Here is a 26,629-nt window from a genome sequence, read left to right as displayed (position 1 = left end):
GCTTACAGCGTCCGGGCGATTTCCTTGATCTCGAAGAACTCCAGGTGATCACCTTCCTTGATGTCGTTGTAGTTCTTGAGCTTGATACCGCACTCGAAGCCTTCGCGCACTTCGCGCACGTCGTCCTTGAGCCGCTTGATCGAGTCGACTTCGCCGGTGTAGATCACCACGTTGTCGCGCAGCAGGCGGAAATGCGCGCTGCGGTTGACCAGGCCCGAGGTGACCATACAACCCGCGACCGTACCGATCTTGGAGGCCACGAACACGGTGCGGATCTCGGCCGAGCCGATGATCTCTTCACGCCGCTCGGGAGCCAGCATGCCGGACATCGCGACCTTGATGTCGTCCACAGCGTCGTAAATGATGCTGTAGTAGTGCAGTTGCACGCCGTTGCTCTCGGCCAGCTTGCGCGCACCGGAATCGGCGCGCACGTTGAAGCCGATCACGATGGCCTTCGATGCGATCGCGAGGTTGATGTCGCTCTCGCTGATGCCGCCGACGCCGGCGTACACCATCTGCACCTTGACCTCTTCGGTCGCCAGCTTGAGCAGCGACTGGGCCAGCGCTTCTTGCGAACCCTGGACGTCGGCCTTGATGATGATCCGCAGCGTCTGCACTTCGCCCGCCGACAGGTCGGTGAACATGTTCTGCAGGTTCGCGGCCTGGGCTTTCGCCAGCTTGGTGTTGCGGAACTTGCCGGCCCGGTAGGTGGCGATCTCGCGCGCACGGCGCTCGTCGGCCATCACCATGAACTCGTCGCCGGCTTGCGGCACTTCGGTCAGGCCCTGGATCTCGACCGGGATCGACGGACCCGCGGACTTGATGGTCTTGCCGTCTTCGTCGAGCATGGCGCGCACGCGGCCATAGGTCGAGCCGGCCAGCACCACGTCGCCGGTCTTGAGGGTGCCGGACTGCACCAGCACGGTCGCGACCGGGCCGCGGCCCTTGTCGAGCTGGGCTTCGATGACCAGGCCCTTGGCGGCGGCATCCACCGGCGCCTTGAGTTCCAGCACTTCGGCCTGCAGCAGCACCTGCTCGAGCAGATCGTCCACGCCCTGCCCCGTCTTGGCGGAGACCGGCACGAACGGCACGTCGCCGCCGTACTCTTCAGGCACGACTTCTTCGGCCACCAGCTCCTGCTTGACGCGGTCGAGGTTGGCATCGGGCTTGTCGACCTTGTTGATCGCGACCACGATCGGCACACCCGCCGCCTTCGCGTGCTTGATGGCTTCCTTGGTCTGCGGCATGACGCCGTCGTCCGCGGCGACCACCAGGATCACGATGTCGGTGGCCTGGGCACCGCGGGCACGCATGGCGGTGAACGCCTCGTGGCCCGGGGTGTCGAGGAAGGACACCATGCCGCGCTCGGTCTGGACGTGGTACGCCCCGATGTGCTGCGTGATGCCGCCGGCTTCGCCCGCGGCGACCTTGGCGCGGCGGATGTAGTCCAGCAGCGAGGTCTTGCCGTGGTCGACGTGGCCCATGACGGTCACGACCGGTGCGCGCGGCAGGGCCTCTGCCTGCGTTGCCGAGACGTCCTCGTCGGTGAAGGCTTCCGGATCGTCCAGCGCGGCGACCACGGCCGTGTGGCCCATGTCCTCCACGATGATCATCGCGGTGTCCTGGTCCAGCGACTGGTTGATGGTCGCCATCTGGCCGAGCTTCATCAGTTGCTTGATGACTTCCGACGCCTTGACGGCCATCTTGTGCGCGAGCTCCGACACCGTGATGGTCTCGGGCACGTGCACTTCGAGCACGCGCGCCTCGACCGGTGCGGCCGGCATGCGCTCTTCCTGGCCTCCGCGGTCGTTGCCGCGGCGCCCGCGCGGGCCTCCGCGCCAGTTGCCGCGGCCGACGCCGCCGCTGGCATCGCCGCGGGTCTTGATTTCCTTCTTCTTGGCAGTGTCGCCAGCCCAGCTCGACGAGAGCTTGGCCGACTTGACTTCCTTGCCTGCGCCGGGCGCACCGGCAGCGCCAGGCGCGGCGGGCGCACCGGGACGCGCCGGCGGCGCGGTCGGCTTGTGCAGTGTGCCCTTGACCGCGGCCTTTTCGGGCACGGGCTTCTCGGGCGCCTTGTGCGGCACCAGCACGCGCGCCGGTGCATTCATCATGGCGCGGATGGCTTCGGCTTCGGCCAGCGCCTTGCGGCGGCGTTCGTCGAGATCCTTGGCGCGAGCGGCTTCCTCGTCGGCGCGGGCCTTCGATTCGGCGGCGGCCTTGGCCTTGGCGTCGTCCTTGGCCTGCGCGGCGGCGGCTTCGGCGGCGGCCTTGCGGTCGGTCACGGCCGGGGCTTCCTCGGGCGCTTCAGGCGCGCCTTCGGTCACCGTGGCGGCAGCAGCGGCCTCGGCGGCCTTCTTGCTGGCGGCCTTGGCCTCCTGCTCGGCCCGCTCGGCGCGTTCGACCTTTTCGCGTTCGCGGGCTTCGGTTTCTTCGCGCAGGCGACGCTTCTCGACCAGTTCTTCTTCCTGGCGGCGGATCAGTTCGGCCTGACGGCGTGCGTCTTCCTCGCGGCGCGCGAGTTCGGCTTCGTCGATCTGGGGCGCTGCGGGCGCGGCGGCGGGCGCCTCGGCTTCAGCGGCGGCAGTCGCCTCGGACACCGCCGGGTGGCCTTCGTCGCGCTGGATGAAGGTGCGCTTCTTGCGCACCTCGACCTGGATCGTGCGGGCGCGGCCGGTGGCGTCGGCCTGCTTGATCTCGCTGGTCGATTTCTTCGTCAGCGTGATCTTCTTGCGCTCGGGCTCGACCGTGCCGTGGCTGGCCTTCAGGAAGCCGAGCAGGCGCTGCTTGTCGGCCTCGCTCAGCGCATCGGTGGCGGCCTGCTTGGGCACGCCTGCGCTCTTGAGCTGGTCAAGCAGGGTTTCGGGAGTCTTCTTGAGCTCGTTCGCGAACTCGGCGACAGTGGTACTGGACATATTGGTTTCGTGCCTCCATGACCGTCACTCTTGGCCAGCGAACCAATGTTCGCGGGCTTTCAAGATCAGGTTCTTGGCCTCATCGGCGGTTTGGCCGGTGATATCGGTGAGTTCATCGACCGCAAGGTCGGCCAGGTCGTCACGGGTGTGGACACCCGCCTCGGCCAATTTGGGAATGAGGGCCGGATCGAGGCCGGCGAGGTCGCGCAGATCCTGCGAGACGCTCTCGACGTTTTCTTCCCGGGCGATTTCCATGGTCAGCAGCGCATCCTTGGCGCGCGACCGCAGTTCGTTGATCGTGTCTTCGTCGAAGCTTTCGATCTCGAGCAGCTCGGAGATCGGCACGTAGGCCACTTCCTCGAGGCTGGTGAAACCTTCGGAGATCAGGATGTCGGCGATTTCCTCGTCGACGTCGAGCTTCTCCATGAACAGCTTGCGGCTGGCGTCGGTCTCGGTCGCCTGCTTCTGGGCCGACTCGTTGGCGTCCATGATGTTGATCTTCCAGCCGGTCAGGTCGGAGGCGAGCCTCACGTTCTGACCGCCGCGGCCGATCGCGATCGCGAGGTTTTCCTCGTCGACCACCACGTCCATCGCATGCTTCTCCTCGTCGACCACGATCGACGAGACATTGGCCGGCGCCAGGGCGCCGATCACGAACTGGGCCGGATCCTCGCTCCAGAGCACGATGTCCACGCGTTCGCCGGCGAGCTCGTTGGTGACCGCGTTGACCCGGGTGCCGCGCACGCCGACGCAGGTGCCGATCGGATCGACCCGCTTGTCGTGCGAGAGCACGGCGATCTTGGCGCGCGAGCCGGGATCGCGGGCGCAGCTCTTGATCTCGAGCAGGCCTTGTTCGATTTCGGGCACTTCCTGGCGGAACAGCTCGATCATGAATTCGGGGGCCGAACGCGACAGGATGATCGGCGCGCCGCGCAGCGTCAGGTCGACCTCCATGATCATGGCCCGCACGCGGTCGCCGTTGCGCAGGTTTTCCTTGGCGATCATCTCGCTGCGGCGCAGGCGCCCTTCGACTCTTCCCGCTTCAACGATGATGTCGCCCTTGTCCAGGCGCTTGACGGTGCCGGTGAAGATCTTCTCGCCGCGCGACATGAAGTCGTTGAGCAGCATTTCGCGCTCGGCGTCACGGATCTTCTGCAGGATCACCTGCTTGGCGGCCATCGCACCGATGCGGCCGATCGGCACCGAGTCCACCGATTCCTCGATGTACTCGTCGAGCTCGATGTCGGGCATCTCTTCCTTGGCCTCGAACAGCAGGATTTCCTGGTCGGGCAGTTGCAGGCCGGCCTCGTCGGGAACCACATGCCAGCGACGGAAGGTCTCGTAGTCGCCGCTGTCGCGGTCGACGGCGACGCGAATGTCCACGTCGCCCTGATAGAGCTTCTTGGTGGCTTGCGCCAGGGCGGATTCGACCGCGCCGAAGACGACGTCACGTTCGACGTTCTTCTCGCGCGAGATCGCATCCACCAACATCAACATTTCGCGATTCATGCCACCACTCTCCTCGTTCAGTCCGACACCACGGTGCCGGGTTTTGGCCTGCGCCCATTGAAATCCACTATCGGGGCGAGCCGCGCTTCGCGCAACTCGTCCAATGCAAAACCGAGCGCCTGCAGGGGGGCAGGCACGCGCTTCTTGCTGATCTTCTGACCGGGCTTCGCCGCGGGCTCGTCGCTCCAGACGATCTGCCAGCCCTGCGAGCCGTCGGCTGCGACAACGCGCTCCAGCGTGCCGCGAAATTTCTTGCGGTTGGCCGCCACCTGGCCATTCGCCGCCGCGCCCATCGGCGCCTTCAGCGTGATGTCGATCACCTCGCCGGCAAAACGCTGGAAATCCTGCTCATTCCGCAACGGGCGGTCGATGCCCGGCGATGACACCTCGAGCCGCTTGTAGTCGGCGCCGTCGACCTCGAGCGCGAACTGCAGCTGGCGCGTGACCTTTTCGCAATCCTCGACGGTCACGAAAGGCTCCGGCGCACCCGCTGCATCCAAGGTGGGGCCTTGCCAGGGCAAATCAATCGTGACGCGCAGCAATCCCCCGGCCGAGCGCTCGATCTCGACCAGGTCGTAGCCGAGTCCGGCCACGGTTTGTTCCACTGTCTGCTGCAATGCCACGTGTCTGTAAATGCCTTTGAAGTGCCGTTTGCTGTGTCCGATGCCGCCGCCGCTCTCGACATCGAAAATGCGTCGACCCATAAAAAAACGGGCGGTTGGTACTCGCCCGTTTGGTCGTGAGCCTCGAATTATATGCCAAATGCGTTACGAATCAGGGGTTTTTACGCTTCCGGAAGCACTTTGGCGAGTCTGGAGCGCCACCAGACATGGCTGAAAAGCAGCGCGCCGAGCGCCAGCGCCGCTGCCGCGACCAGCAACGGCACCGCGAACGAGCCGGTGCGCTGGGCCAGGGGCGCCGCGAACAGCGGGCCGAGGATCTGACCGACTCCGTAGGATGCGGTGGCATAGCCGATCAGCCCGGCCGCGGCGTTGCCGCGCAGCCGCCGCGCATCCCGCATCGCAAACAGGGTGATGGCGGTGAAAGGCATGCCCAGCAACAAGCTGCCGAGCCCGAAACCGACGATCGTCGGCCAGGCCACCGACAGCACCACGCCCAGCGCCTGCAAGCCGTAGGCGATGGCGAGCAGGAGCCGGTTGTCCCAGTGCATCGGCGCCCGGGCGCCGATCAGCGCGCCCGGCACGACCGCCAGGCCCAGCAGCGGCCAGAACAGATCCGGCCAGGGCGAGCCCGGCAGGGCTTGCCGCGCGATCACCGGCAGGAAGGTGGCCGTGATGATGTAGCCGAAGCCCGCCAGCCCGTAGAGCCCGACCAGCCAGCGGGCATCGCTGCGCGCCGCGGCGGATTCGGCCGCCGTCGGCGCCGCCGCCGGGCCGGCCTGGACACCCGTGACGGCCGGGTGGCCGTCGCTGAAGATGCGCCAGATAAGCGCGATCAGGACCAGCGACAGCAGGCCGAAGCCGATCCAGCCCGCGTCCGAGCCCCAGCGCCCGACGGCGCCGCCCAGCAGCCCGGTGACCGCGATCCCGATGCCGGGCCCGGAATAGATCACGCCGGCCAGCGCCGGCGCGCCGGTCTCCGCCAGTCGCCGCAGACCCCAGCCGGAGGCGAAGACGAAGGTCCAGGCGCTCATCACGCCGGCGGCCGTGCGCAGCACGCCCCAGACGGTGAAACCGTGCAGCAGGCCCATCCCGAGCAACAAGGCCGCGGTGGCGACCAGGCCGCCGCGCACCATCGTGGCCGGCTGGATCCGGATCGCCGCGCAGCTCACGGCGCCGAGAAAGTAGCCAAGGTAGTTGAGCGAGGCCAGCACGCCACCGCCCTGCAGGTCCAGCTTTCCCTCGTGCAGCATGATCGGCAGCATCGGCGTGAAGGCGAAGCGCCCCAGGCCCATGGCCACGGCCAGCGTCACCATGCAGGCCAGGGCCGCGCGCCAGGCGCCGCGCCTGTCGTATCCGGTCAGCGACATTCCATTCCTTTGAATATTTCTAATCGGCCAGGGCTGCGGCGACCAGCTTTTGCGTGTAGGGATGCTCGGGCGCGTCGAGCACCCGCAGGGCCGGCCCCGACTCGAGGATCGCGCCGTCCTTCATGACGATGACCTGGTGCGCCATGGCGCGGATCACTTCCACGTCGTGGGTGATCAGCAGGTAGCTCAGGCCGCGCTCGCGCTGCAGGCGCTGCAGCAGGCCCAGCACCTGCTTCTGGATCGTGACGTCGAGCGCGCTGGTGGGTTCGTCGAGCACCAGCAGCTTCGGGTCGACGACCAGCGCCCGCGCGATCGCCAGCCGCTGCCGCTGGCCGCCGGAGAACTCGTGCGGATAGCGATCGAGCAGGGCCGGGAACTGCGCTTCGGTGAGGCCGACGTCGGCCAGCGCGTCGAGGGCGCGGCCGCGGCGGGCGGCGGTGTCGAGCTCGGGCGCATGGACGGTCAGCCCCTCGCCGACGATCTGTTCGACCGTCATGCGCGGCGACAGCGACGAGAACGGGTCCTGGAACACCACCTGCATCAGCCGCCGGAGCGACCGGTCGCTGGCAGTGCCGCCGGCCCACTGGCGGCCCGCGACGTCGAGTTCGCCCTGGTGCTTCAGAAGGCCGAGCGCGGCCAGCGCCAGGGTCGACTTGCCCGAGCCGGACTCGCCGACCACGCCCAGGGTCTGGCCCGGCGCGATGCTGAAATCGGCGCCCTGCACCGCCACGAATTCGCCGTGGCGGAACCAGCCGCCGATGCCGGGCCGCGGCACCGGATAGATCACGCGCAGGGCTTTGGCCTCGAGCACCGTCGGGGCATTCGGGTCGACCGCGAAGGAAGCCACATCGCGAGTCGGCCGGCTGTCGATCAGCTTGCGCGTGTACGCATGCTGCGGGGCGTCGAACACGGCCGCGACCGCACCGTGCTCGACGATGTGGCCGTTCTCCATCACGGCCACGCGGTCGGCGAAACGGCGCACCAGGTTCAGGTCGTGCGTGATCAGCAGCACCGCCATGCGGTGCTTGCGCTGCAGCTCGGCGAGCAGTTCGAGGATCTGGGCCCGCACCGTGACGTCGAGCGCGGTGGTCGGCTCGTCGGCCAGCAGCAGCCGCGGCTTGCAGGCCAGCGCCATCGCGATCATCGCGCGCTGGCGCTGGCCGCCGGAGAGCTGATGCGGAAAGGACCGGGCCCGCCGCGCCGGCTCCGGGATGCCGGTGTCGGCCAGCAATTGCACCGCGGCCTCCTGGGCCGCGCGCGCCGGCAGCGCCTGGTGCAGCTGGAGCACTTCGGCGATCTGGTCCCCCACGGTGTAGAGCGCGTTGAGCGCGGTCATCGGCTCCTGGAAGATCATCGCGATCTCCTTGCCGCGGATGCCCCGCAGCTGCCGCTCGGGCATCGCGAGCAGGTCGCGCGCGCCACCGCCCTCCCCGCCGCCGAAGGTCGCGCTGCCCGAGATGTCGGCGTTCTGCACCAGGCGCAGCAGGCTGAGCGCGGTCACGGTCTTGCCCGAGCCCGACTCGCCGACCAGCGCCAGCTTCTCGCCCTCGCGGATCGCGAAGTCGATGCCGTGCACCACCTCCTTGTCGCCGAAGGCGACGCGCAGGCCCTGGACTTTCAACAGTTCAGCGCTCATTCCGGTCCCCACGCTCGGCCTTCCGCGGATCGAGCGCATCGCGCAGCGCGTCGCCCATGAAGGTCAGCAGCATCAGCGTGACCACCAGCACCGCGAAGGTGGACAGCGAGATCCACCAGGCGTCGATGTTGGCCTTGCCCTGGCTCAGCAGCTCGCCCAGCGAGGGCGTCCCCGGCGGTACGCCGAGGCCCAGGAAGTCGAGCGAGGTCAGCGCCAGGATCGCCGCGCTCATGCGGAACGGCAGGAAGGTCACGACCGGCGTCATGCTGTTGGGCAGGATGTGGCGCCACATGATCTGCAGGTTGCCGACGCCGAGTGCGCGCGCTGCCCGCACGTAGTCCATCTGGCGATTGCGCAGGAACTCGGCGCGCACATAGTCCGACAGCCCCATCCAGCCGAACAGGCTCAGCAGGATCAGCAGCAGCGAGACGCTGGGCGCGAAGACCGCACTGAAGATGATCAGCAGGTAGAGCTCGGGCATCGAGCTCCAGATCTCGATGAAGCGTTGGAACGCGAGGTCGATCTTGCCGGCAAAGAAGCCCTGGATGGCGCCGGTCACGACCCCGAGCACCACGCCGATGAAGGTCAGTGCCAGCGCGAACAGAACGCTCACGCGGAAGCCGTAGATCAACTGCGCCAGCAGGTCGCGGCCGCGATCGTCGCTGCCGAAGAAGTTCTCGGCGGAGGGCGCCGCGGGATTCGGGGATTTCGCGAAGTAGTTGAGCGTCTTCGGACCGTAGGGGTTGGGCGCATAGAGGGCCCAGTTGCCGCCCGAGGTGATTCGTTCGCGGATGAACGGATCCAGGTAGTCGGCCGGCGTCTCGAAGTCGCCGCCGAAGGTCTTCTCCGAGTAGTCGCGCGCCACCGGAAAGTAGGTCCGGCCCTCGTAGCGCACCACCAGCGGCTTGTCGGTGGAGAGCACCTCGGCGAAGAGGCTCAGCACCACGAGGAGCGAGAAGAGAACCAGGCTCCAGTAGCCGAGCCGGTTGCGCTTGAAGCGCAGCCAGGCACGGCGACCGGGCGACACGGTAACGCCGCCGCTAGTCAAACTTCACCCTCGGGTCCACCAGTACGTAGCAAAGATCGCTGATCAGCTTGGTCACCAGCCCGATCAGCGTGAACAGGTAGAGCGTGCCCAGCACCACCGGATAGTCGCGCCGGATCACGCTCTCGTAACTCAGCAGGCCCAGGCCGTCGAGCGAGAACAGCGTCTCGATCAACAGGGAGCCGGTGAAGAACGCGCCGATGAATGCCGCCGGGAAGCCGGTGACGATCGGGATCAGCGCATTGCGGAACACGTGCTTCCACAGCACTTCGCGCTCGGTCAGCCCCTTGGCGCGCGCCGTCAGCACGTACTGCTTGCGGATCTCCTCGAGAAAGGAGTTCTTGGTCAGCATGGCCGTCACCGCGAAACTGCCCAGCACCATTGCCGTCACGGGCAGCGCGATGTGCCACAGGTAGTCGACGATCCGCGCGCCCCACCCCATGGCCTGCCAGCCCGACGACGTCAGTCCGCGCAGCGGAAACCACTGCAACTGTCCGCCGAAGACCACGAGCAGCGCGACGCCCAGCACGAATCCCGGGATGGCATAGCCGACCAGCACCACCAGCGTCGTCAGGAAGTCGAAGCGCGTGCCCGCCCGCACCGCCTTCGCGACGCCCAGCGGCACGGCGATCAGGTAGCTGATGAAGAAGGTCCACAACCCCAGGCTGATCGACACCGGCATCTTTTCCTTGACCAGGTCCCAGACGGCCTTGCGCTGGTAGAAGCTCGTTCCCAAGTCGAAGCGCGCGTAGGACTTCAGCATCTGCCAGAAACGTTCGAGCGGCGGCTTGTCGAAGCCGTAGAGCTGCTTGATCTCCTCGATGCGCTGAGGATCCAGCCCCTGGCGTCCGCGGTAGCCCGCGCCGCTCGTGGCCGCGCGCTCGCCGCCGGAATCGCGTCCCTGCAGCTGGGACACCATCTGCTCGACCGGTCCGCCCGGCACGAACTGGATCACGAGGAAGGTCAGCATCAGCACACCGAACAGCGTGGGCACCATCAACAGCAGGCGTTTGAGGATGTAGCTGACCATGGCGCTCCTACTTGTTGCTGGGCGATGCCCACCAATTGCTCACGGCCCAGTTGTCGGCCTCGTAGTAAGGCGGGATCACCGGCGGCAGCACGAAGGGCCGCGGATGGTAGCCGATCAGGAAGGCACCGCCGTAGTACTGCGGCACCGAGTAGTAGCCGTGCGAGAGCACGCGGTCCAGCGCGCGCATCGCGGCGCTGAGCTCGGGCCGCGTGGTCGCACCCACCACCTTCTGCAGCAGCGCGTCGACGGCCGGGTCGGCGATGCCCCAGATATTTCGCGAGCCATCGGTGGCGGCCGCCTGCGAGCCGAAGAACTCGAGCAGTTCGCCGCCTGGCGCTGTGCTGCCCGGCAGCCGCACCGACGTCATCTCGAAGTCGAAGTTGTCCATGCGCTGCTGGGCCAGCGAGAAGTCGACGGTGCGGAAGGTCATCTGGATGCCGAGCTTGCGCAGCGCCGTCTGGAAGGGCGTCGCGACGCGGATCAGCGAAGGCTGGTCGTTGAGGAACTCGATCGTGAAGACCTCGTCCTTCGCGTTGCGCAAGGCGCCATCCCGGTAGGTCCAGCCGGCCTCGGCCAGCAAGGCGCGCGCCTTGCGCAGGTTCTCGCGCAGGCTGCCCGGCGGCGCGGTGCTCGGCGAGATCACGGCGGGGCCGAAGACCTCCGGACGCAGCTTGTCGCGCAACGGTTCGAGCAGCGCCAGCTCTTGCGGCGTGGGCAATCCTTCGGCGTGGAACTCGCTGTTCGGGAAGTAGCCTTCGACGCGCTTGTACAGCCCGTAGAACAGCTGCTTGTTGAGCCACTCGAAATCCATCGCGAGCCCGATGGCCTGGCGCACCCGGATGTCCTTGAACTTGGGATTGCGCGTATTGAAGACGTAGCCCTGGAAGTCGCCGGGATTCTTGTTCTCGAAGGCCCGTTTCAGGATCTCGCCGGAATCGAATTGCTTGCCCTTGTACTGGCGCGCCCAGTTGCGCGACGTGAACTCGCGCATGAAATCGAACTCGTCCGCCTTGAGGCCCTCGAAGCGAGCGGTCTCGTCGAGGTAGATCCTGTAGGTGACGCGGTCGAAGTTGAAGTGCCCCTTGCGCACAGGCAGCTCCGCGCCCCAGTAGTCCGGGTCCCGCGTGTAGGTGATGTCCCGGCCCATGCGCGGGTTGAGGAGCTTGTACGGGCCCGAGCCGATCGGCACGTCGGTGGTGATCTGGTCGAAGGGCTTGCCGCCGCCCCAGGCCCGGCTGAACACCGGCATGCCGCCGACCACCAGCGGCAGCTCGGGGTTGGGGCTCTTGAAATCGAAGCGCACCGTCCTGTCGCCGATGGCCTTGGCGCCCTTCACTTCGGCGTAGATGGTCCGGAACTGGGGTGCCGCCAGCTTGCCGGTGAGCGTGTTGAACGAATGCACCACGTCCGCCGCGAGCACCGGGGTGCCGTCGTTGAAGCGCGCCTTGGGATGGATTCTGAAGGTGGCGGATTTCTTGTCCGCGGCGACTTCGACGTCCTCGGCGAGAAGGCCGTAGGCCGTGGTCGGCTCTTCCGAATTGCCCGTCAGCAGGCTTTCGAACATCAGGTTGCCGATGCCGTACGGCGTCGTGCCCTTGAGCGTGAAAGGGTTGAACTTGTCGAAGTTCGTCGGCCGCGTCGGCGGCACCATGCGGATCTCTCCGCCCTTGGGCGCCTGCGGATTGACATAGTCGAAATGGGTGAACCCCGGCGGGTACTTGATGTCGCCGAACTGCGCGTAGGCATGCGCGGCCCAGGAAGGGACCGCCCAGAGCGCCAACACGAAGAGAAGCCAAACTCGCATGCGAGAATTCTGCCCAAGATTTACACGAGGTCGTCCCATGGGCTTTCTTTCCGGCAAAAAACTTCTGATCACGGGCGTTCTGAGCAACCGCTCCATCGCCTACGGCATTGCCAAGGCCTGCCATGCGCAAGGCGCCGAGCTGGCGTTCAGCTACGTGGGCGAGCGCTTCAAGGACCGCATCACCGAGTTCGCGGCCGACTTCGACTCGAAGCTCGTATTCGACTGCGACGTCGGCGACGATGCCCAGATCGACAAGCTGTTCACCGACCTGGCCCGGACCTGGCCCAAGTTCGACGGCTTCGTCCACAGCATCGGCTTCGCGCCGCGCGAGGCCATTGCGGGCGACTTCCTCGAAGGCTTGTCGCGCGAAGGCTTCAAGATCGCGCACGATATCAGCGCGTACAGCTTTCCGGCGATGGCCAAGGCGGCCCTGCCCTACCTCAACGACAAGTCGGCCCTGTTGACGCTGACCTACCTGGGCGCGATCCGCGCCCTGCCCAACTACAACACCATGGGCCTCGCCAAGGCCTCGCTCGAAGCCTCGGTGCGCTACCTCGCCGAGTCGCTGGGCCCCAAGGGCATGCGCGTCAACGGCATCAGCGCCGGCCCGATCAAGACGCTGGCGGCCAGCGGGATCAAGGACTTCGGCAAGCTGCTGTCGGCGATCTCGAAGGTGGCGCCGATGCGGCGCAACGTGACGATCGAGGAAGTCGGCAACGTGGCCGCCTTCTTGCTGAGCGATCTCGCGAGCGGCGTGACCGCCGAGATCACCTACGTGGATGGCGGCTTCAGCCAGGTGGTGGGCGGCGTTTCAGACGCCTGATTGCGCTTCGGGCGAAGACGGGCGCGACGGCGCCTCGACCGGTTTGGGGAGGAATGACTTGTCAATGAACAAGATCGCTCGACGGGCTTTCGTCGTTGCGGGACTCGCCTGGCTGGCCCCCGCGGCGCTGGCGGGCAACGCCGCGCCGCCGTTGATGCTGGCCGAGGTCTACCGCCGCGGCTTGCCGCTGGCGGACTACTGGGTCAGCGAGAAGTACGACGGCGTCCGGGGCTACTGGGACGGCAAGCAGTTGTGGACACGCGGCGGCGAACGGATCGTGGCGCCGGCATGGTTCACGGCCGCGCTGCCGGCGGTCCCGATGGATGGCGAGCTCTGGGCCGGCCGCGGCCGCTTCGCGCACGCAGTCTCGACCGTGCGCAGCCAGACGCCGGCGGACCCCGCCTGGCGCGAGATGCGCTTCATGGTGTTCGATCTGCCGGCCTCGCCGGGCGACTTCACGACCCGGCTCGCGGCCCTGCGCAAGCTGCTGCCGATCACCGAGGCGCCCTGGATCGTGCCCGTGCCGCAACTGCGCGCCACCACCCATGAAGCGCTGCAGGCCCTGCTCGACAAGACGGTCCGGATGGGCGGCGAAGGCCTGATGCTGCACCGGGGCGGATCGCTCTATCGGGCCGAACGCAACGTCGACCTGGTCAAGGTCAAGCCCTTCGACGATGCCGAGGCGCGCGTGCTCTCCTATGTGCCGGGGCGCGGCAAGCACGCCGGCCGCATGGGCGCGATGTGGGTCGAGACCGCCGACGGCAAGCGCTTCAGGCTCGGCGGCGGCTTCAGCGACGCCGAGCGCGAGAGTCCGCCGGCCATCGGCAGCTGGGTGACCTACCGCTACAACGGAACCAACCCGAGCGGCCTGCCGCGCTTCGCGCGCTTCCTGCGGGTTCGCGACGACGGATCGTAGACAATCCGCAAGGGGTGACCACAGCCTCGAGCGCACCTTGCGCAACAACGAAAAGACAACTCTCGCCCGAGGACTGCAATGGCACAGAGACTTTCCGGTATCGAGACCTTGCTCGCGCGCAGCGCCGCATGCTGACGTGACGCTCAGCGCGTCGATCGTCGGCGCCGTCCTGTTCGGCGCGCTGCTGCATGCCGGCTGGAACGCGCTCATCAAGTCGGGCGGCGACAAGCCGCTCGACACCGCGCTGATCCACAGCCTGGGGCTCTTCATCGCGGTGCCGCTGCTGCTGTACACCGGTCTGCCCGCGCGCGCCGCCTGGCCCTACATGGCGGCGTCGCTCGCGATCCACCTCGGCTACTACATCGCGCTCGCAGGCGCCTACAAGCACGGCGATCTCGGCCTCACCTACCCCGTGATGCGCGGTTGCGCACCGTTGCTGGTCGCGATGGGCAGCCTGCCCTTCATCGGCGAAGGCATCTCGGCGGCAGCCTGGGGCGGTGTCGCGGTGATCTGCGTCGGCGTCGTCACGCTGGGCCTGTCGCGCTCGGCACTGCGCGACGGCGACGAGGCGCAGCGACGCAAGGCCATCGGCTTCGCGTTGGCCAATGCCGCGATCATCGCGATCTACACCGTGGTCGACGGCATCGGCGTACGAGCCTCGGGCGACGCCCTGGCCTACGTGGCGGGCCTGTTCGTGTTCGACGGCCTGCCCTACCTGTTGCTGGTGCTGTGGCGCCGCCCCGGCCAGCGCCGTGCCGCCCTCGCCTACATGGCGGGGCGCTGGAAGATCGCGCTCGTCGGCACGGTGGCCTCGCTGGGCAGCTACGGCATCGCGCTGTGGGCGATGACGCAGGCGCCGGTGGCCGTGGTCGCCGCGCTGCGCGAGACCTCGGTGCTGTTCGCCGCGGTCATCGGCACGCTGTTCCTGCGCGAGCCCTTCGGCTGGCAGCGCGCCATCGGCACGCTGGTCATCGCGGCCGGCGTGATGACTTTGCGGCTGGCTTGACGCTCGCCGGCTTGGCGGCCGGCGCCTGCTGCGGCACCTTCTGGGGTTCGGCCCGCACGCAGTCGGCGTAGTAGCGCTTCTTGCCCGTCTCGTCGATGCGGCCCACCAACCCGTGAATGTCGGTCTCGAAGCCCGGGCACTCGGTGTTGAACTCACGCGCGAACTTGAGGTAGTCGACGATCTTCTTGTTGAAGACCTCGCCCGGGATCAAGAGCGGGATGCCCGGCGGGTACGGCGTGATCAGGCTGGTCGTGATGCGGCCCTCGAGGTGGTCGATCTCGACCCGCTCGGTCTTGCGGTGCGCGATGTGGGCGAAGGCGTCGCTCGGCTTCATGGCCGGCATCAGGTCGCTCAGGTACATCTCGGTGGTCAGGCGCGCGACGTCGAAGCGCGCGTACAGCTCGTGGATGTGATGGCACAGGTCGCGCAGCCCGAGGCGCTCGTACTTCGGATGCGCCTGGCAGAACTCCGGCATGATCCGCCACATCGGCTGGTTGCGCGCGTAGTCGTCCTTGAACTGCTGCAGCGCCGTCAACAGCGTGTTCCAGCGGCCCTTGGTGATGCCGATCGTGAACATGATGAAGAAGCTGTAGAGCCCGGTCTTCTCGACGATCACGCCGTGCTCGGCCAGGAACTTGGTCACGATGCTGGCCGGGATGCCGGTCTTGGCGAACTTGCCGTTCAGGTCCAGTCCCGGCGTCACGATGGTCGACTTGATCGGGTCGAGCATGTTGAAACCGTCGGCCAGCTTGCCGAAGCCATGCCACTTGGCGGTGCGCGACTCACCCTTGATGATCCAGTCGTCGGCCCGGCCGATGCCCTCGTCGACCAGCTTCTCGGGGCCCCAGACCTTGAACCACCATTCGTCCTTGCCGAACTCGGCCTCGACCTTGCGCATCGCGCGGCGGAAGTCGAGCGCCTCCAGGATGCTCTCCTCGACCAGCGCGGTGCCGCCGGGCGGCTCCATCATCGCGGCGGCGACGTCGCAGCTCGCGATGATCGCGTACTGCGGGCTGGTCGACGAATGCATCAGGTAGGCCTCGTTGAACAGGTCGCGGTCGAGCGCCCGGTTCTGCGAGTCCTGCACCAGCACGTGGCTGGCCTGGCTGATGCCGGCCAGCAGCTTGTGGGTCGACTGGGTGGCGAACACCAGCGAGTCCTTGGGCCGCACGCGGCGCTTGCCCATCGCGTGGTAGGCACCGTAGAACGGGTGGAATGCCGCATGCGGCAGCCAGGCCTCGTCGAAGTGCAGCGTGTCGACGTAGCCGTCGAGCATGTTCTTGATGGTCTCGGTGTTGTAGATCACGCCGTCGTAGGTCGACTGCGTCAGCGTCATCACCCGCGGCTTCACCTTGTTGGCGTCCACGTGCGAGAGCAGCGGGTTGGCCGCGATCTTGGCCTTGATCGCCGCCGGCTCGAACTCGCTCTTGGGGATCGGGCCGATGATGCCGAAGTGGTTGCGCGTGGGCTTCATGAACACCGGAATCGCGCCGGTCATGATGATCGCGTGCAGGATCGACTTGTGGCAGTTGCGGTCCACCACCACCACGTCGTCGGGCGCCACCGTGTGGTGCCACACCATCTTGTTGCTGGTGCTGGTGCCGTTGGTGACGAAGAAGCAGTGGTCGGCGTTGAAGATGCGCGCCGCATTGCGCTCGCTGGCCGCCACCGGGCCGGTGTGGTCGAGCAGCTGGCCGAGCTCTTCGACCGCGTTGCAGACGTCGGCGCGCAGCATGTTCTCGCCGAAGAACTGGTGGAACATCTGGCCCACCGGGCTTTTGAGGAAGGCCACGCCGCCCGAGTGCCCCGGGCAGTGCCAGGAGTACGAGCCGTCTTCCGCATAGTCGATCAGCGCCTTGAAGAACGGCGGCTGCACGCCTTCGAGGTAGCTCTTCGCTTCCCGGATGATGTGGCGCGCCACGAACTCCGGCGTGTCCTCGAACATGTGGATGAAGCCGTGCAGCTCGCGCAGGATGTCGTTCGGGATGTGGCGCGAGGTTTTCGTCTCGCCATAGATGTAGATCGGCACGTCGGCGTTCTTGCGCCGCACCTCGCCGATGAAGCTGCGCAGGCTCAACACCGCCGGGTCGAGGTCGGGGCCGACCGTGAACTCCTCGTCGTCGATCGACAGGATGAAGGCGCTGGCGCGGCTCTGCTGCTGTGCGAACTGGCTCAGGTCGCCGTAGCTGGTGACGCCCAGCACCTCGAAGCCCTCGCTCTCGAAGGCTTGCGCCAGGGCGCGGATACCGAGCCCCGAAGTGTTCTCGGAGCGGAAGTCCTCGTCGATGATGACGATGGGGAAGCGGAATTTCATGAGCAGGGCTCCGGACAGGCAAATAGGCGCGAAGTGTACGGAATTCAGATGAAGGATCGGGTCAGGTGGGCATGCGACCTTTGTCCCTGATCCTGCGGGGGCTCCCTGCGCCCTCGGCGAGGCAGCCCGATGGCCCGAAAAGGCGGCGCGGCACTGCTACAATCGTGGGCTCGGAGCGGTGGATGAGCGGTTTAAGTCGCACGCCTGGAAAGCGTGTGAGGGTTAATAGCCCTCCGCGGGTTCGAATCCCGCCTGCTCCGCCAGAAAAATCGTCTCCTGCAGCCTCCAACTGCAACCGGATCCGTCCTGAAAGCCCCGCCTGCCGGGGCTTTTTTGTGCCTTTCTCGTGCCTTTTTTTGCGTATTGCCCAGGCGGCCCCATCCGTTTTCTCCTACGTCAGGGCAGCCGACTCGGCCCTTGGCCCGGAGCCAGCGCCCGGCTAGGCTGTGTATCTTGCAATGGCGGAAACGGCATGGCCCTCCTCACATTCCTGGTCGAAGACAACAGGACCCTTCGCGACAACCTGATTCCCGCGCTCGAGGAACTGATCGATGCGCGCATGGTCGGCGTCGCCGAGACCGAAGCCGAGGCGCGCACCTGGCTGGCCGCGCATGCCGACGAATGGCAGTTGCTGATCGTCGACCTGTTCCTCAAGGAGGGCTCCGGCCTCGGAGTGCTTCGGCACTGCATGAACCGGCCCGAGCGGCAGCGCGCGGTGGTGCTGAGCAACTTCGTCAACGCCGACGTCCGCGCACGCTGCCGGACGCTCGGCGCCGATGCCGTGTTCGACAAATCCAAGGACCTCGACGCCTTCATCGATTACTGCGTCAGCGACAGTTCTGCGCAGCCATGAAAAAAGGGGCCCGAAGGCCCCTTTTCGTTCGAGCGCGAAGCGCTCAGCGCACCACGGCGATCTGCGTCCGCGCACCGTTCTTGTAGGTGTACAGCGTCAGGGCACCGTTCTTGATGTCGCCCTTTTCGTCGAAGGCGATCGGGCCGGTCAGGCCCTTGTACTGCACCTTGCCGACTTCGGGCAGGTACTTCTCGGGATCGGCCGAGCCGGCTTTTTCCATCGCGGCGGCCAGCACCTGCACCGCGTCGTAGACGTACGGTGCGTAGATCTGGACCTCGACGCCGTTCTTTTCCTTGAACTTGGCCTTCCAGGCGTCCAGCGGACCCTTGAAGTCGCCTTCCACACCACCGGCTTCGGCGCAGACCACCATCTCTTCGCCGATCGCATCGCCGGCCAGCTTGGCCAGTTCGCCGGTGCACAGGCCGTCGCCGCCCATGAACTTGACGTTCATGCCGAGCTGCTTGACCTGCTTGAGCATCGGGCCGCCGACGGCGTCCATGCCGCCGAAGAACAGGATGTCGGGCTGGGCGCCCTTGAGCTTGGTCAGGATGGCGTTGAAGTCGGTCGACTTGTCGGTCGTGAACTCGTGGCCGACGATGGTGCCGCCGGCGGCCTTGGCGGCCTTCTCGAATTCCTCGGCGACGCCCTGGCCGTAGGCGGTGCGGTCGTCGATCACGGCGATGTTCTTGCCCTTCAGGGTTTCGACCGCGTACTTGCCGAGCGTGCCGCCCAGTTGCGTGTCGTCAGCCACCACGCGGAACGTGGTCTTGAAGCCCTGGCGGGTGTACTTCGGGTTGGTCGCCGACGGCGAGATCTGGGGGATGCCGGCATCGCTGTACAGCTTGGAGGCCGGGATCGTGGTGCCGGAATTCAGGTGGCCCACCACGCCGTTGACCTTGCTGTCCACCAGCTTCTGCGCCACTGCGGTGCCTTGCTTCGGATCGGCTGCGTCGTCTTCGGCGAGCAGTTCGAACTTGGCGGTCTTGTCGCCGATCTTCACGCCCTTGGCATTGAGGTCCTCGACCGCCATGCGAGCGCCCAGTTCGTTGTCCTTGCCGAGGTGGGCGATGGCGCCGCTGGTCGGGGCAACGTGGCCGATCTTGACCACCAGAACTTCGGCCGGGGGAGCTGCCGGAGCGGGGGCGGCTGCAGTCGGCGCAGGGGCAGCGGGGGCGGCAGCTTCTTCCTTCTTGCCACAGGCCACGAGCGCGAGAGCGGCCAGGGCGACGGCTGTCCATTTCAATTGCATGAGAACCTCCAGAACATGGATGAATAGAGTTGAAAACCGGTCTTTGGATCCGGACACATACATTGAGCAAGTATCGCGCCGCGGATGCGCAGCGCCCTCGCGCTTTTCGACCCGCGCGCAGTTTAGCCCGAGTTTTGCGGTCCGAATGCTGGCGTAGACCCGGGGTTTTCGGAAAGCTCTCCGGCCAGCGCTTCGCTCACCAGCGCACGCAAAACGGCTTCGATTTCGCCGCGCAAAGCGGGGATCATGGTGTCGAGGTGCTGCTGGACGGCAGCCGACACCGCGTCGCTCACGCGCTCCTCGAGCGAGAGGTCGACGCGCTGCAGCACGCGGTGCAGCAACTGTTCTTCGAGCCGGAAGGCATCGGCCTCGGACCGCGCGGCCTCGGGTCCCAGCGCGACCGTCTGCGAAGGCTCGGCCGCGGTCGGTGCCGCGGGCGCCGCCGACGACACGGGCGACGGCTCGGCGGCCTCCTGCGGCACGCGCTCGAGCACCGTCGTCAAGGTGGGCACGAAGCGCGGCGGCGTGCGGGGTGTTCCTGCCATCAGGCCGCGCTCCCGCCGTAGGCGTGGGTACGGATCGCGTAGCCGCGGTCCTTGTAGTGCCGCCAGCGGGCACGCCCGGCCAGGCGATCGGCGTCGTCGCTGCCGACGAGGTCGATCAAGCGCTCGAAGCGCTCGAATCTCGCGGGCAGCTCGCTGCCGAGGTTGACCAGGATCGGACGGTCGGGCAGCGAGGCCGAGCCGCCGTCCGCCAGCACCACCGGCGAACGCGCGACGATGAACGGCGCGTCGTCGCTGCGGCAATGCGCGATGAATTCGGTCGGCGAGAGCGTCCACAGCGACTGGTCGATCGCCTCCAGCAGCGCGGCGTCCGCCACCACCACCAGCCGCGCGCCGTGGGCGCTCACCGCCTTGCGCAGCAGGCGGCAGGCGTAGCCCACCTTGTCGGGCATGTTGTAGTGGCCGTCGATCTCTGTCACTTGCGGGACCGGGAGGTGCCGGCCTTCTGCGTCTTGCCCGAAGACTTGGCGGCCGCGCCGCCCTTGCGGCTCTGCGCCAGGAGATAGTTCAGCAGCAGGCCCACGGGCCGCCCGGTGGACCCCTTGGCCGCCCCGCTCTTCCAGGCGGTGCCTGCGATGTCGAGGTGCGCCCAGGGGTAGTCGCTCGCGAAGCGCTGCAGGAACTTGGCCGCCGTGACGGCGCCGCCGGCGCGTCCCGCCACGTTGGCGACATCGGCGAAATTGCTCTTCAGCCCCTCGGCATAGTCCTCGTCGAGCGGCATCCGCCAGCAGCGATCCTGCGAAGCCTCGCCGGCGGCCTCGAGCGCCTCGGCCAGCGCATCGTCGCCGGAGAAGAGCCCGCTGCGCACGCCGCCCAGGGCGACCACGCAGGCCCCCGTGAGGGTGGCGATGTCGATCACCGCGGACGGCGCGAAGCGCTTGGCGTAGGTCAGCGCATCGCACAGGATCAGGCGACCCTCGGCATCGGTGTTGAGCACCTCGATGGTCTGGCCGCTCATGCTGGTGACGACGTCGCCCGGCTTGATCGCACGGCCGTCGTTCATGTTCTCGCAGGTCGGCACCAGCCCGACCACGTTGATCGCCGGCTGGATGTCGCCGAGTGCGCGGAACACGCCGAGCACGCTCGCGGCGCCGCACATGTCGAACTTCATCTCGTCCATTTCCGCCGCCGGCTTGAGCGAGACGCCGCCGGTGTCGAAAGTGATGCCCTTGCCGACCAGCACGACCGGGGCCTGGTCCTTCGGCGCGCCGTGGTAGCGCAGGACGATGAAACGCAGGGGCTCGGCCGAGCCCTGCGCGACCGCGGCGAATGCGCCCATGCCGAGCTTGGCCACTTCCTTCGGCCCCAGCACCTCGCACTTCACGTTCGGCAACTCGGCCAGTTCCTTGGCGGCCTGCGCAAGCATCGTGGGCGTGCAGTGGTTGCCGGGCCGGTTGCCCCATTCCTTGGCCAGTTCGATGCCCGCAACCGTGGCGGTGGCCTGGTCGAAGGCTTCCCGCAACGCAGCCGCGTCCGGGACGCCCAGGCTCAGCTGGCGCAGGCTCCGCGGCTCGGGCTTGGATTTGGTTTCGGTGTAGACATAGCTGGCGTCGGCCGCGGCCAGCACCGCGCTGCCCAGGCCCGCCGCGTCGACGGCCCCGGCAAAGACGATGGCCATCCGCTTGGGATTGGAGCCCTTGGCCGCGTTGACGGCCGCGAGCACGGCCGTGCGGACCGCGGCCGGGCCGCCGTCGCCCAGCGGTGCCAGCAGCACGCGCGGCGCGGCCACGCCGGCCGCACGGTACAGCGCGAGCAGCTTGCCGGCCTTGTCCGGCAGGTCGCCGGCAGTCCGGGCCTGCGCGACCAGGACCGAGAGCGCGTCCTTCGAGGTGGTGGTTCCGGCGGCCAGCAGCACGATGAGGACATCGGCTTTTTCGTTGGCGGCCTGGGCGATGGAGAGGGTCTTGAGTTGAAAGTCCATAATCCTTTTTTTCCCTCGACGATGTTATTCCATTCCTCTCTACGCAAGGAGCTGTCGCGCAGCTTCGGGGCCACGCTGGTGGTGCTGGTCACCATCGTGATGACGATGATGCTGATCCGCACGCTCGGATTGGCCGCCAAGGGCAGCGTGAATCCCTCCGAGGTCTTCCTCGTGATGACCTACACCGTGCTCGGCTACATGCCGACCATCCTGAGCCTGTGCCTGTTCATCTCGATCGTGGGCACGCTGTCGCGCATGTACCGCGACAGCGAGATGGTGATCTGGTTCTCGAGCGGGCGCGGCCTGGCGGATTTCCTCCAGCCGTTGTTCCGCTTCGCCTGGCCGATCCTGCTGCTGATCGCCGTGTTCGCGATGGTCGGCTGGCCCTGGGCCAACTCGCAGACCCAGAACATGCGCGAACGTTATGAGCGCCGCAGCGACATCGAGCGGGTCGCGCCCGGCGAGTTTCGCGAGTCGGCCGGACGGCTGCGGGTGTTCTTCATCGACAAGGACGCCCCCGACAGCGCGACCGCCAGCAACGTGTTCATCTCGTCGGTGGAGCGCAACCTGCGCATCGTCACCTCGGCTCGCAGCGGCCGCATGGAAGACCTGAACGGCATCCGCTACCTGATGCTGAGCAATGGCCAGCGCATCGAGGAGCCGCTGCAGCCGACCGGCATCAAGGTCAGCGAGTTCGAAACCTACGGCGCCAGGGTGGGCGGCAGCACGGGCGATTCGCTGGACGCGACGCCGGTGCGGGCGCGCACCACGCTGGCCCTGCTGCGCGATCCCAACGCCATCAACCTCGCCGAACTCGGCTGGCGCATCGGGATGCTGTTCGCGGGAGCCAACTTCGTGCTGCTGGCGCTGACGCTGTCGAGCGTCAATCCGCGCGTGACCCGCAGCGGCAATCTGCTGTTCGCGCTGTTCGCCTTCGTCATCTATTACAACCTGCTCAATCTCGGCCAGAGCTGGGTCGGCTCGGGCCGCTTCGGCGTGGGCGGTTTCCTGCTCGCGCTGCATGGCGGCGTGATGGTGCTGGGCCTGCTCTGGCTCGCGAAGCGACATTTCAACTGGGGCCTCCCGGCGCGGCGTGCCCGAGTCCGGCCTGAAACCACATCCAACGCGTGAAAACCATCCGCCGCCTGATCTATGCGGAGGTGCTGAAGGCCGTGGCCTTCGTCACCCTGGGCTTCCTGAGCCTGTTCTTCTTCTTCGACTTCGTCGACGAGCTGCAATCGATCGGCAAACCCGACTCGCTCGGCTACGGCGCCGCCCAGGCGCTGCTCTACGTCGCGCTGCTGATCCCCAGCCACCTCTACGAGCTGCTGCCGATCGCGGTGCTGATCGGCACCATCTTCGTCATGACACGGCTGGCGCAGAGTTCCGAATTCACGATCCTTCGCACCAGCGGACTGGGCCCCTGGCGCGCCCTGCGCACGCTGCTGCTGCTGGGGCTCGGCTTCGTGGTGCTGACCTTCGCGATCGGCGACTACATCGCGCCGGCCTCCGACCGCACGGCCCAGTTGCTCAAGGCGCGCTACCAGGGCTCCCTGTCCCTGATCGGCAACACCGGCGCATGGCTCAAGGAGCGGCAGGGCGACTCGTCGTTCGCGGTCAACGTGGTTTCGATGGCGCGCAACGGCATCCTGAAGGAACCGCGAATCCTCGAATTCGACGGCAACGGCTTCCTGGTCTCGCAGACCTTCGCACCCGCGGCGCGGGTCGAGCGCGGCCACTGGACCCTGGTGGGCGTCGAGCGACAGCAATACAACACGCGCGGCCCCGACGCCCCGCGCGTCGTCACCACCACGGTGCCGGTGCTCGATTGGCCGACCTCGCTGAGCAGCGAAATGGTGTCCGTGGCGCTGCTGCGTCCGGACCGCATGCGCACGCTCGACCTGTTCGACTACATCCGCCATCTGGACGCCAACGGCCAGACCGCTCAGCGCTACGAGATCGAGTTCTGGCGCAAGGTGTTCTATCCGCTGTCCTGCCTGGTGATGATCGTGCTCGCCCTGCCCTTCGCCTACCTGCACTTCCGCCAGTCGGGGATCACCACCTACGTCTTCGGCGGCGTGATGATCGGCATCAGCTTCTTCCTGCTGAACAACGTCTTCGGCTACCTGGGCAACCTGGGCAACTGGTCGCCGTGGATCACGGCGGCGGCGCCCGGGCTGATCTACTCCGTGATGTCGCTGGGCGCCTTCACCTGGCTGGTTCTGAGACGGTAGGCGCGATGCGGGCAGCACCTTTGGGCATCGTGCTTTTCGCTCACGGTTCGCGTGACGAACGCTGGCGCGCACCGGTCGAGGCCGTGGCACGGCAGGTCGCGGCGCTCGATCCCACGGCCCGGGTCGCGTGCGCCTACCTCGAACTGGTCGCCCCCGACCTGCGCACGGCGGCACTGGCACTGATCGCCGCGGGTGCCCGGACCATCCGGGTGGTGCCGCTCTTCCTGGGCATGGGGCGGCATGTGCGCGAAGACCTGCCGCGGCTGGTCGACGAACTCCGAGCCCTTCGGCCGGAGGTCGAGTTCTCGCTGCGCCCGGCCGTGGGCGAAGACCCCGAGGTCATCGCGCTGCTGGCGCAAAAGGCGCTCGAATCCTGAACTTGTGGCGATTTTCATAGACTGAGAAGGCATAATGAATCCGAAAATAATACGGAATCTGTTATGAATCTTCATCAGTTCAAGTTTGTTCAGGAAGCCGTGCGGCGCAACCTGAACCTGACCGAAGCTGCCAAGGCGCTTCACACCTCGCAGCCGGGCGTGTCGAAGGCGATCATCGAACTCGAGGAAGAGCTCGGCGTCGAGATCTTCGCCCGCCACGGAAAGCGCCTGAAGCGCGTCACCGAACCCGGCCAGCACGTGCTGGCGAGCATCGAACTCATCATGCGCGAAGTGGGCAACCTCAAGCGCATCGGCGAGCAGTTCAGCGCCCAGGACAGCGGGACCCTCTCGATCGCCACCACCCACACCCAGGCGCGCTATGTGCTGCCGGTGCCGGTGGCGAAGCTGCGCGAAGCCTACCCGAAGGTCAACGTGAGCCTGCACCAGGGCTCGCCCGACCAGGTGGCGCGGATGGTGATCGACGAGATCGCCGAGATCGGCATCGCCACCGAATCGCTGGCCGACTACGCCGAGCTCGTGACCATGCCCTGCTACGAGTGGCAGCACGTGCTGGTGCTGCCGCAGGGCCACCCGCTGGCGGACAAGGAGCGCATTTCGCTCGAGGACCTGGCTTCCGAGCCGATCATCACCTACCACCCGTCGTTCACGGGGCGCACGCGCATCGACCATGCCTTCGCGCAGAAGAAGCTGACGCCGCGCATCGCGCTCGAGGCGATCGACTCGGACGTCATCAAGACCTACGTGCGGCTCGGCCTCGGCGTCGGCATCGTCGCCGAGATGGCGGTACGCGACGACTCCAACGCCGACCTCGTGGTGCGCCCGATGGGCCACATCTTCGGCGTCAACATTGCGCGCGTGGCCTTCAAGCGCAGCGCCTACCTGCGCAACTTCGTCTTCAAATTCGCCGAGCTGCTCTCCGACCGGCTCGACCGCAACCTGATCGCCAAGGCCTTGAGCGGTCACCAGCAGGACTACGAACTGTGAGCAAAGCGATCGCCCGCACCCCCGAGGTACACACCAAGCTGCCCGCGGTGGGCACCACGATCTTCACCGTCATGTCGGCGCTGGCCGCCGAGAAGAACGCGGTCAACCTCGGCCAGGGCTTCCCGGATTTCAACTGCGACCCCAAGTTGCTGCAGGCCGTGACCGAGGCCATGGCGGCAGGCCACAACCAGTACCCGCCGATGCCCGGCATCCTGCCGCTGCGCGAAGCGATCGCGGACAAGATCGAGACGCTGTACGGCCACCGCTACGACCCGCAAAGCGAGATCACGGTCACGGCCGGCGCGACCCAGGCCATCATCACGGCGATCCTCGCAGTGGTGCGCCCGGGCGACGAGGTGATCGTGCTGGAGCCCTGCTACGACAGCTACGTGCCGAACATCGACCTGGCCGGCGGCACCGTCGTTCGCGTGCCGCTCACGCCCGGCAGCTTCCGGCCCGACTTCGGGAAGATCGCCGCGGCGTTGTCGCCCCGCACGCGCGCGATCATCGTCAACACGCCGCACAACCCGAGCGCCACCGTCTGGACCGAGGCCGAGATGCGCCAGCTCGAAGACCTGCTCGCGCCCACCGACGTGCTGGTGATCAGCGACGAGGTCTATGAGCACATGGTCTACACCGGCGCCCGGCACGAGAGCGCGGCCCGCTTTCCGGGCCTGGCGGCGCGCAGCTTCATCGTCAGCAGCTTCGGCAAGACCTACCACGTGACCGGCTGGAAGGTCGGCTACGTGGCGGCGCCGGCCGCGCTGAGCGCCGAATTCCGCAAGGTGCACCAGTTCAACGTCTTCACGGTCAACACGCCGATGCAGCACGCGCTGGCCCGCTACATGGCCGATCCGGCTCCCTACCTGGAGCTGCCGGCCTTCTACCAGCGCAAGCGCGACCTGTTCGCCGAAGGGCTGGCGAAGACCCGCTTCAAGCTGCTGCCCAGCGGCGGCACCTATTTCCAGTGCGTGGACATCAGCGCGGTCAGCGACCTGGGCGAAACGGACTTCTGCCAGTGGCTCACGAGCGAGATCGGCGTCGCGGCGATCCCGCTCGCGGCCTTCTACGGCGACGGCTTCGACCAGCGCGTGGTGCGCTTCTGCTTCGCCAAGAAGGACGAAACCCTGCGCACGGCGATCGAGCGGCTGGCGCGGCTCTGACACGAACGGTAGGAGAGTCCTGACCGCGGGAGGGGGCCCCTTCCCGCGCGCCGCGCCACGCGGCGGGCAGACCATCTGGACTTCCCAACATCCCGTCGTAGGAGACGTCCATGTCGCTCTCATTGATTCTGCTGATCATCCTGATCCTGCTGCTGGTGGGCGCGCTGCCGAGCTGGGGCTACAGCCGCAGCTGGGGCTACGGGCCAAGCGGCGGCCTGGGCCTGGTCCTGCTGGTGGTCATCGTGCTGGTGCTCATGGGACGGATATAGCCCCGGGCAC

General features: G+C 67.0%; 23 protein-coding genes and 1 tRNA gene. 11 read left to right on the top strand and 13 right to left on the bottom strand.

The window, feature by feature from the left end; all coding sequences use genetic code 11:
• Positions 1–2: 2 nt before the first annotated feature.
• From infB to AB4Z46_RS29070, 8 genes are all read right to left on the bottom strand, one after another.
• The gene (gene infB / locus AB4Z46_RS29105; protein WP_442287034.1) at positions 3–2,912 is read right to left on the bottom strand and encodes a translation initiation factor IF-2; all 2,910 of its coding nucleotides are present in this window, start codon (positions 2,910–2,912) and stop codon (positions 3–5) included.
• A gap of 24 nt (positions 2,913–2,936) precedes the next feature.
• Positions 2,937–4,421, bottom strand: coding sequence for a transcription termination factor NusA (gene nusA, locus AB4Z46_RS29100; protein WP_442287033.1), 1,485 nt, complete (start codon positions 4,419–4,421; stop codon positions 2,937–2,939).
• Between the two features lie 17 nt (positions 4,422–4,438).
• On the bottom strand, positions 4,439–5,044 hold the full coding sequence (rimP, locus tag AB4Z46_RS29095; RefSeq protein ID WP_442287062.1) for a ribosome maturation factor RimP: 606 nt from the start codon (positions 5,042–5,044) through the stop codon (positions 4,439–4,441).
• A 161-nt stretch (positions 5,045–5,205) separates the two neighbouring features.
• Positions 5,206–6,411: a YbfB/YjiJ family MFS transporter gene (locus tag AB4Z46_RS29090; RefSeq protein ID WP_442287032.1), complete on the bottom strand. Its 1,206-nt coding sequence runs from the start codon at positions 6,409–6,411 to the stop codon at positions 5,206–5,208.
• Positions 6,412–6,430: 19 nt separating this feature from the next.
• The gene (locus tag AB4Z46_RS29085; RefSeq protein WP_442287031.1) at positions 6,431–8,047 is read right to left on the bottom strand and encodes an ABC transporter ATP-binding protein; all 1,617 of its coding nucleotides are present in this window, start codon (positions 8,045–8,047) and stop codon (positions 6,431–6,433) included.
• Positions 8,037–9,074, bottom strand: coding sequence for an ABC transporter permease (locus AB4Z46_RS29080; RefSeq protein WP_442287030.1), 1,038 nt, complete (start codon positions 9,072–9,074; stop codon positions 8,037–8,039). Before AB4Z46_RS29080 ends, AB4Z46_RS29085 begins: the two co-directional genes overlap by 11 nt.
• A 13-nt stretch (positions 9,075–9,087) precedes the next feature.
• Positions 9,088–10,122 (bottom strand): microcin C ABC transporter permease YejB, encoded by a 1,035-nt coding sequence (locus AB4Z46_RS29075; protein ID WP_442287029.1) that lies wholly within the window; start codon positions 10,120–10,122, stop codon positions 9,088–9,090.
• A gap of 7 nt (positions 10,123–10,129) precedes the next feature.
• Positions 10,130–11,926 (bottom strand): extracellular solute-binding protein, encoded by a 1,797-nt coding sequence (locus AB4Z46_RS29070; RefSeq protein WP_442287028.1) that lies wholly within the window; start codon positions 11,924–11,926, stop codon positions 10,130–10,132.
• Between the two features lie 37 nt (positions 11,927–11,963).
• Here AB4Z46_RS29070 and fabI point away from each other — a divergent pair, with 37 nt between their 5' ends.
• The 3 genes from fabI (at position 11,964) to AB4Z46_RS29055 (ending at position 14,671) form a co-directional block, all read left to right on the top strand.
• Positions 11,964–12,749: an enoyl-ACP reductase FabI gene (gene fabI / locus AB4Z46_RS29065; RefSeq protein WP_442287027.1), complete on the top strand. Its 786-nt coding sequence runs from the start codon at positions 11,964–11,966 to the stop codon at positions 12,747–12,749.
• Between the two features lie 64 nt (positions 12,750–12,813).
• Positions 12,814–13,665 carry a DNA ligase gene (locus AB4Z46_RS29060; protein ID WP_442287026.1) on the top strand — a complete coding sequence of 284 codons (852 nt, stop codon included), beginning with the start codon at positions 12,814–12,816 and terminating at the stop codon, positions 13,663–13,665.
• 136 nt (positions 13,666–13,801) lie between these two features.
• Positions 13,802–14,671, top strand: coding sequence for an EamA family transporter (locus AB4Z46_RS29055; RefSeq protein ID WP_442287025.1), 870 nt, complete (start codon positions 13,802–13,804; stop codon positions 14,669–14,671).
• Here AB4Z46_RS29055 and AB4Z46_RS29050 read toward each other — a convergent pair.
• Complete coding sequence (locus AB4Z46_RS29050; RefSeq protein ID WP_442287024.1) at positions 14,634–16,985, bottom strand: Orn/Lys/Arg decarboxylase N-terminal domain-containing protein; 2,352 nt, start codon at positions 16,983–16,985, stop codon at positions 14,634–14,636. The genes AB4Z46_RS29055 and AB4Z46_RS29050 overlap by 38 nt on opposite strands.
• A gap of 172 nt (positions 16,986–17,157) precedes the next feature.
• Here AB4Z46_RS29050 and AB4Z46_RS29045 point away from each other — a divergent pair.
• Together AB4Z46_RS29045 and AB4Z46_RS29040 are read left to right on the top strand one after the other, a co-directional pair.
• Positions 17,158–17,248 (top strand) — tRNA-Ser (locus AB4Z46_RS29045).
• A 209-nt stretch (positions 17,249–17,457) separates the two neighbouring features.
• Positions 17,458–17,838, top strand: a complete 381-nt coding sequence (locus tag AB4Z46_RS29040; protein ID WP_442287023.1) for a response regulator — start codon at positions 17,458–17,460, stop codon at positions 17,836–17,838.
• Positions 17,839–17,881: 43 nt separating this feature from the next.
• Here AB4Z46_RS29040 and AB4Z46_RS29035 read toward each other — a convergent pair whose 3' ends face one another.
• From AB4Z46_RS29035 to AB4Z46_RS29020, 4 genes are all read right to left on the bottom strand, one after another.
• A complete protein-coding gene (locus AB4Z46_RS29035) occupies positions 17,882–19,087 on the bottom strand; it encodes a branched-chain amino acid ABC transporter substrate-binding protein (protein WP_442287022.1) in 1,206 nt (401 codons plus the stop codon).
• A 122-nt stretch (positions 19,088–19,209) separates the two neighbouring features.
• Positions 19,210–19,632, bottom strand: coding sequence for a hypothetical protein (locus AB4Z46_RS29030; protein WP_442287021.1), 423 nt, complete (start codon positions 19,630–19,632; stop codon positions 19,210–19,212).
• Complete coding sequence (locus tag AB4Z46_RS29025) at positions 19,632–20,069, bottom strand: DNA polymerase III subunit chi (protein ID WP_442287020.1); 438 nt, start codon at positions 20,067–20,069, stop codon at positions 19,632–19,634. Before AB4Z46_RS29025 ends, AB4Z46_RS29030 begins: the two co-directional genes overlap by 1 nt.
• On the bottom strand, positions 20,066–21,571 hold the full coding sequence (locus AB4Z46_RS29020) for a leucyl aminopeptidase (RefSeq protein WP_442287019.1): 1,506 nt from the start codon (positions 21,569–21,571) through the stop codon (positions 20,066–20,068). The genes AB4Z46_RS29025 and AB4Z46_RS29020 overlap by 4 nt, the downstream gene beginning before the upstream one ends.
• Before the next feature lie 21 nt (positions 21,572–21,592).
• On the opposite strand from AB4Z46_RS29020, the gene lptF reads away from it, so the two are divergent.
• From lptF to AB4Z46_RS28990, 6 genes are all read left to right on the top strand, one after another.
• A complete protein-coding gene (gene lptF / locus AB4Z46_RS29015; RefSeq protein WP_442287018.1) occupies positions 21,593–22,702 on the top strand; it encodes an LPS export ABC transporter permease LptF in 1,110 nt (369 codons plus the stop codon).
• Positions 22,699–23,805, top strand: a complete 1,107-nt coding sequence (gene lptG, locus AB4Z46_RS29010) for an LPS export ABC transporter permease LptG (RefSeq protein ID WP_442287017.1) — start codon at positions 22,699–22,701, stop codon at positions 23,803–23,805. The genes lptF and lptG overlap by 4 nt, the downstream gene beginning before the upstream one ends.
• Positions 23,806–23,810: 5 nt before the next feature.
• Positions 23,811–24,182, top strand: a complete 372-nt coding sequence (locus AB4Z46_RS29005) for a sirohydrochlorin chelatase (RefSeq protein ID WP_442287016.1) — start codon at positions 23,811–23,813, stop codon at positions 24,180–24,182.
• 63 nt (positions 24,183–24,245) lie between these two features.
• The gene (locus AB4Z46_RS29000) at positions 24,246–25,187 is read left to right on the top strand and encodes a CysB family HTH-type transcriptional regulator (protein WP_442287015.1); all 942 of its coding nucleotides are present in this window, start codon (positions 24,246–24,248) and stop codon (positions 25,185–25,187) included.
• Positions 25,184–26,350 (top strand): pyridoxal phosphate-dependent aminotransferase, encoded by a 1,167-nt coding sequence (locus AB4Z46_RS28995; protein ID WP_442287014.1) that lies wholly within the window; start codon positions 25,184–25,186, stop codon positions 26,348–26,350. The genes AB4Z46_RS29000 and AB4Z46_RS28995 overlap by 4 nt, the downstream gene beginning before the upstream one ends.
• Positions 26,351–26,460: 110 nt before the next feature.
• Positions 26,461–26,619, top strand: coding sequence for a DUF3309 family protein (locus tag AB4Z46_RS28990; RefSeq protein WP_442287013.1), 159 nt, complete (start codon positions 26,461–26,463; stop codon positions 26,617–26,619).
• Positions 26,620–26,629 lie beyond the last annotated feature (10 nt).

It is taken from the genome of Variovorax sp. M-6 (assembly GCF_052114385.1).
Taxonomy (GTDB): Bacteria; Pseudomonadota; Gammaproteobacteria; order Burkholderiales; family Burkholderiaceae_C; genus Variovorax.
Note: the sequence above shows the minus strand (reverse complement) of the source record. Positions and strands in the feature narration are given on the sequence as shown.